Genomic DNA, 6,632 nt, shown 5'->3' with positions numbered 1-6,632 from the left:
CAAAGGTGTGGGTGCCTGTCAGGGCCAAACGACCACCATCAACGTTGACCGCACCACCTGTTGCTATCTCTTCCTTCTCGAAGGTCACTCGGGCGCGTTGAATGGTTATTACATCCAAATCAGACGCACTCTTACGAATGCTCGTTGTCTGAGTATTAATGCCGGATCCGCCAATCAACAGCTCCGAGTGCCCCTGAGACTCGTCCTTAAAATAAACTGTCCCAGCACCTCCATCCTTGGTATCGCTTGAGCTGCTACCCGAGCCGCCAAGGGCCGTTACACCCGACCTATTAAAGCCATCCAACGCTTGATAATAGATCGCAATACGGCCGCCACCACCACCGCCACCGCTACTACTGTAAGATCTGGCATTACCACCATTGGCTTGAATGGACCCCGACCCTGAGAGCGTATTAACACGGAGCCAAATAGAGCCACCGCTCCCGCCACCGCCGTTTCTGCTCTCTGAGTCGCCATTCGAGAGAATCTGACCATCTAGGGTCAAGACGTCCGCGGTCAGCCGAACGGAACCACCACCTCGAGTTAAATCGGAACTCCCCGTCCCATAATCGTCAGGCTCCTCATAGCTGCCATACTCTTCGCTGCTTGAATACGTATAATACTTGCCTCCGCGGCCACCGTAGCTACCCCCAGCTCGATAATGAATGTCGCCCTTTTTTTTGCCAGATCCACGGCCATTGACATTAATTTGGGACGTCGAATCAATTGACACCGAGCCCGAAACTGCAATATCCAACTTGGTGTCAGCGGCAGTTGGATGAACCAAGGTTGCTTCATTGCTAAGAGCCAAGGAGCCAAAGGTGTGGGTGCCTGTCAGGGCCAAACGACCACCATCAACGTTGACCGCACCACCTGTTGCTATCTCTTCCTTCTCGAAGGTCACTCGGGCGCTTTGAATGGTTATTACATCCAAATCAGACGCGCTCTTACGAATGCTCGTTGTCTGAGTATTAATGCCGGATCCGCCAATCAACAGCTCCGAGTGCCCCTGAGACTCGTCCTTAAAATAAACTGTCCCAGCACCTCCATCCTTGGTATCGCTTGAGCTGCTACCCGAGCCGCCAAGGGCCGTTACACCCGACCTATTAAAGCCATCCAGCGCCTGATAATAGATCGCAATACGGCCGCCGCCACCACCGCCACCGCTACTACTGTAAGATCTGGCATTACCACCATTGGCTTGAATGGACCCCGACCCTGAGAGCGTATTAACACGGAGCCAAATAGAGCCTCCGCTCCCGCCGCCGCCATTTCCGCTCTCTGAGTCGCCATTCGAGAGAATCTGACCATCCAGGGTCAAGACGTCCGCCGTCAGCCGAACGGAACCACCACCTCGAGTCGACGAGGAACTCCCCATCCCATAATCGTCAGGCTCCTCATAACTGCCGTACTCTTCGATGCTTGAATACCTATCATACTTGCCTCCGCGGCCACCATAGCTGCCACCGACCCGATAGCGAATACTCTCTTTATTGCCATATCCACGGCCATTGACCTTAATTTGGGAAGACGAGTCCACCGTCGCTTTACCCGATACGACAACGTTGAATTTATTGTCGGTAGCAACCGGATGGGTCAAAACAGCTCCATCAATGAGACTGAGCGTATTAAAGGCGTGCGATCCATCAACCGTCAGGGTCGCTCCTTCAACCACCACGTCCTGATTCTCGTAGGACTGATCATCTGCCGATATGGTGGTATCTTCCGTGATGGTTACGCCCCAGGACTTTGCCAGCGGCGCCATCAGCAGGAGCAGAACACACAGGGGCTGTAACTTGTTGAAGGTTTTCACACGCTATTCCTTAAGGCTTAAAACCTGACATCTGCCGCCTTCCGCTTGCGGCACTGGTATTCGTATTCAATGGCTCACTAATTCATCTGCACTCGAATTCGCGGGTCATAAGAGAAGAATCTCTGGGAGTTCAAAGCATCGCCGCTTTGGTTCTGAAACAGTCGAAAGGCGATGTAACGGTCGGCATCGTTGTCGAATACCCCCGCATGAGGATCGGCGACACGCCATTGGTTGTTGGCGTTAGCCATAACCCAGTTGTGGTAGTCCGACGCCTGAAGAATGCTGTTTCCCGCCTGAGCAGGGAAGCCGGCAACCATAAGCGCCGGCATGTCTTCCGAACGTGCTATGGCAATCAACGCCTGTGCGAACTCGGTGCAGTCTCCTTTCAGTTCACGGAGGGCATATTCCGCCCCCCGGTCTTCGGCAACGTAGCCTACGTCCTCCAGGTTTTCGTGGACCCAACGGTTCGCGGAGCCAAGACGCTGAAGAGGGCCTGAAGCATTCTCCATCTGGCTGACAGCCTCAACCAGATACCCGGCTGAGCCCGGGACGATGGGCGTTAAAAAGGACTCCGGAGTTAACGGGGAGTCATAAGCAGCTCTATCCGCCAGCTTGAGCCACACACTGATGGAAATGGATTTTTGCCCGAAGGGCGGAAACTGTTGAATGCTGAATACCAGGGTCTGGTTACCGAGGGCATCGGTTTCCAGTTGGTATGGCAAACTGGCTTCGATGCGTTCGACTTTCTGAAAAGGGGTCTGACTGACAGGAGCGAACACCTTGAATTCTGTTTGCTCAAGGGCCTGATTGGAGTGGTTTTCCAGCGTAAAACTGTAGCGGACCATCCTCTCTGTGATGACAGGGCTCAACTCATGCCCCTGTTCCTCCGTCATAAAAAAACCAACGATGCCCACAGCGACAAGAACAGCAAAGCCAACGAGACTCAGAAGAATCGGTTTTCGCTGCATCGCTTTAGTGAGTTGATCGCTCATGCTTATCGCTTCCTACCCACCGCATCGGTATCGTGCCGGAATTCTGCTTCGCTGGGATGCAGAGGCCAGCAGTTGGCTGTGGTTGGTGCGCAATTCTTGCGGGGAGAGCTCCAGTACGTGGATTGAACGATGTTTACGGGCGAACGCCTTCACATCGGGTCGGGAGCCAATGTACACAAGGGGGAAAAATGCGTCGTACCCTCCGGAGGTAAACAGGCGGGCCAACTGACTCTCAAGTGGGACATCCGAAGACAAGCGATGAAGGGCAGCATCGTCACCGATGACGGACAGCATAGCCTCCGCCTCACCTTCATCAACAAGTATGGATACTCGCTGACGGGCCAGTTCTGTAAAAAAAGCATCGGCTTCAATTTCTGGCAGGCGGGCGATGGCGCCAGGGTCGCCTTGCATCCTGGTGCCTGCCGCACTCCAGGCAGCAACGCCACCGGCAAGGACCGTCAAGTTATCAAAGTGATGATCCCCAGCCCGTGCGCACAACTCTGCCATCCGGGTTCGGGAAAACCCCTGGTCTACTACCAGAACCCTTCGCTTTTGCAGGGCAACCGTATTCATTAACTGATCGGGGGAGAGGTTTACGCTGCCCGGGATGTGGGCTTTTCTGTAGAGATCGGAGGGTCGGACATCCACGATCAGGAAGTGATCGGGCGGGATCTCATCGACCGTTCGGAAACAACTGAAACTTTCATTTTTGTTGCGGGGGCGGGCGGTCAAGGCAGCCTGCTCGAGATAATCGGCCTCTACCTTGCATTCCGGAACGACGGCATCATCGCCTTCAGCCGCTTTAGTGGGAAAAGACACCCACAGAACCAACAGGCCCAACACAATTTTCCTGGCGACACATCCATGTCTGTACATCTTCCGGGCCTTTTCCAGAAAGCCACCCCGTCCATAGGGGACTCAAAAAACCCTACCACAGGAAAAATGTTAATGGTAGTTAATCGAACGGTAATTTTTAAAATCGGCGAATTTAGCGGTTTTACATGCATAAAGCACCGAAAATATGCGCGAATTGGCCTTAATTAATGGGAACAAAAAGATGGTCCGTCGTTAGGGGCTGTCGTTTTTCTGAAAGATTGAGTTTTTCCCTTGTACTCAGATCTATGTCATAGAAATCGTCAAAGGTATCGTTGGTGATCTCTGCGGTATCGGCCTGATCTCGCATAATACTCGGCCTCAGGAACACAACCAGGTCCCGTTTCACCCATTGTTTGGTCTCTGAGGAAAACAGCTTTCCAATACCCGGAAGGTCGCCCAACAGAGGAATCTTGCTGGTCGTCACCTGGAGGTCATCACGCGTCAGGCCACCAAGGACAATGGTCTCCTGGTTATCCGCCAGGACAGTCGTCTTGATGCTTCTTTTGTTGGTGATTAAGTCAGACGCCCCCTCAATGTTTGTCCGGGCCAGATTCTCGGTCGTCTGCTCCACTTCCAACCTGACCAGCCCGTCCTCGCTGATGGTTGGCGTAACATTGAGTGTCAGCCCGATGTCTCTGCGCTCAATGGTGGTAAACGGATTGGTGGTGCCATCGCCACTCACGGTACTTTGCCCGGTACGAAAGGGGACATTCTGCCCGACGATGATCTCCGACTCCTGGTTATCCAGGGTAATAAGGCTTGGCGTTGACAGCAGATTGGCAGCGGCGGAGGTATTCAGCGCCTGAATCAACACCCCCCAGGTAATACCGGACTGATTCACCTCGGTAACGCCCACGGTGAGGCCGCTTGCAAGTTGGGGCAGGGTATCTCCAACAAGCGCACCGATGACCGAGTTCAATCCAAGCATGCCGCTGCTGCTGGTGAGATTCGTTCCGGCGCCCGTTACCCTGCCGCCAGATTGCTCCCCGGCGACCACCTGAACACCGGCAGACTCGCCGGTCTCATCACTGATTTCAACAATGGCCGCCTCAATCATGACCTGAGCCCGACGAACATCCAGCTGGGCAATGATCGACTTCGCTTTCTGCATTATTGCCGGCTTGCCACGGATGACCAGGGCATTCAAATCGTTGTCGGCGATAACGGAAAACCCGTCATCCGGTTGACCAGACGCGTCCCCGGCTTTCTGACTTGCCACCGTATTCAGAATTTTCGTCAGGTTATCCGCGTCCGCATGTTTCAGGCGCACAACCCTGATATCACCCTGCGTGGCAGAGGGCTGATCAAGCTTTCGAACAATTTTGTACATGCTGTCGCGGAACTTCTGATCACCATAGATGATCAATCGGTTCGAGCGCTCGTCCGCCGTTACCTGAGCCTGGTTTGCCTGTTCAGCACCACCAGCCGCGATAGGTCCGAGTTTTGACAACACAGGCGCAAGATCCCCAACCCAGGCTTCGTGCAACTGAATCACCTCAACCTCAAAGCCGGACGGAACATCCAACGACTTAATAAGACGTCGAATCCGGGCAATATTACTGCGCCGGTCGCTGATGATCAGGGCGTTGGCCGTTGGCACGCCCGCCAGGTGTCCGTATTTTGCGACCAGTGGGCGTAGGTGTTGAGCCAACTCAGTTGCACGGGTGTTTTCGACAGGAATGACCTCTGTCATTAACTGGCCAGAGGGAGGGCGGGTAAAGCGATCGAGCGCTTCCGGAGACTCTTTCGCATTGACCTGCTGCACCACCTTGATCGCGTCTTCACCAGAAATGGCCGTAAAGCCGTGGACTTCAAGCACTGACAGAAACAGGTCATAGATCTCGGCTGCATTCATCGGCGTGCTAGAAAGAACCGTTACCTTGCCGCGAACCTGAGGATCGACAATGATATTAAAACCCGTAATATCAGCAACCTGCTCAACAAATGCGCCGATATCGGCTTGCTTGAGGTTCAGACGCCAGGTTGGTTCATTCTGGGCATAACTCTGGGTTACCAGTAGTGAGGAGAAAAGAAAAACCAACAACTGGAAGAAAGGCATAAAAGACGGGAACCCTCGTCTGCTTCGCAGTGCGGTGACATCCATTTTCACTTATCTCCTTGTTAACCGTTGCGACTCGCACCCTTGCCCTAGCCTTCGCTCTATGGCGGGAATGGGGCTTGGACAGGCACGCTAATATGACCACCGTACTGCTCAGCCAAGTTCAGCGGGGTGATTTGTATCCGTCGTTTTTACATTGGAATCGGGCTGTTTCACGGGCTCGGCAATGGCGGGCCGTTTTTTTCCATCCTCGTCTCGCCCCTCGAAACTCAGAGCCTCATATTGACCATTACGCCTAAGAAAAATCCGGTCTGGCTCAACACGGATGAGTTCAGCATCGCCAGGAAGTGTTTCGCCTACGCGAAAGTATCCGGTATTTCCTTTATCGTCTGTGACAATTGCCCCGGAAAGCTGTCCATCAATACCGGCAATAATGCCCAAGAGGGATAACGTCAAATTGGTTTCGGGCACATTTTCCTGAACAGGGACTTTATCGGCCTCTTCTCCCGCTCGCTCTATGGAGCCAAACATCTGATAGTTCTGCAAAGGACTCTTTATGCTTTGCCTATCGGTCGCACGCGCAGGGGCTTCGGGGAGAGATAATGCGGCAGGATTCGAAGTAAACACGCGAATCGCTTTTGCGACATCAAACGCAATAAGAGCAACCAGCCCCAAGGCCAGAGCCCATGAGGCTACATGTGCCAAACTTGACGCGCCGACCCGTCGCGTTAACTTCTTCATACCCGACATCCATGTGACTAACTCAGGGGCGTGCCGCCCCCTTCAATTCCATCGATTGTACAGAGAAATGTCGCCAACGTTGACCCAAAGCGACTCTGATTTGTAGCTTATTGAAACAGATTGGCCTGAGCCACTGATCTACTGACTCAGG

The 6,632-nt window shown here is 53.5% G+C and carries 4 protein-coding genes and 1 pseudogene; all 5 read right to left on the bottom strand.

From position 1 onward, the window contains the following. A pseudogene (locus HNR38_RS11700) lies at positions 1–1,813 on the bottom strand (hypothetical protein); the annotation flags it as partial. 77 nt (positions 1,814–1,890) lie between these two features. Beyond that, on the bottom strand, positions 1,891–2,805 hold the full coding sequence (locus HNR38_RS11695; protein ID WP_183704294.1) for a transglutaminase-like domain-containing protein: 915 nt from the start codon (positions 2,803–2,805) through the stop codon (positions 1,891–1,893). Between the two features lie 12 nt (positions 2,806–2,817). Then, a complete protein-coding gene (locus HNR38_RS11690) occupies positions 2,818–3,645 on the bottom strand; it encodes a rhodanese-like domain-containing protein (RefSeq protein ID WP_183704293.1) in 828 nt (275 codons plus the stop codon). Between the two features lie 196 nt (positions 3,646–3,841). Beyond that, entirely contained in the window at positions 3,842–5,785 is a 1,944-nt protein-coding gene (gene gspD / locus HNR38_RS11685; protein ID WP_379919065.1) for a type II secretion system secretin GspD, read from the bottom strand. 108 nt (positions 5,786–5,893) lie between these two features. Beyond that, on the bottom strand, positions 5,894–6,481 hold the full coding sequence (locus tag HNR38_RS11680; RefSeq protein WP_183704290.1) for a type II secretion system protein N: 588 nt from the start codon (positions 6,479–6,481) through the stop codon (positions 5,894–5,896). Positions 6,482–6,632: the final 151 nt, after the last annotated feature.

The sequence above is a fragment of the Marinobacter oulmenensis genome (genome assembly GCF_014201735.1).
GTDB classification, from domain to species: Bacteria; Pseudomonadota; Gammaproteobacteria; order Pseudomonadales; family Oleiphilaceae; genus Marinobacter; species Marinobacter oulmenensis.
This window is presented reverse-complemented; position numbering and strand designations above follow the sequence as displayed.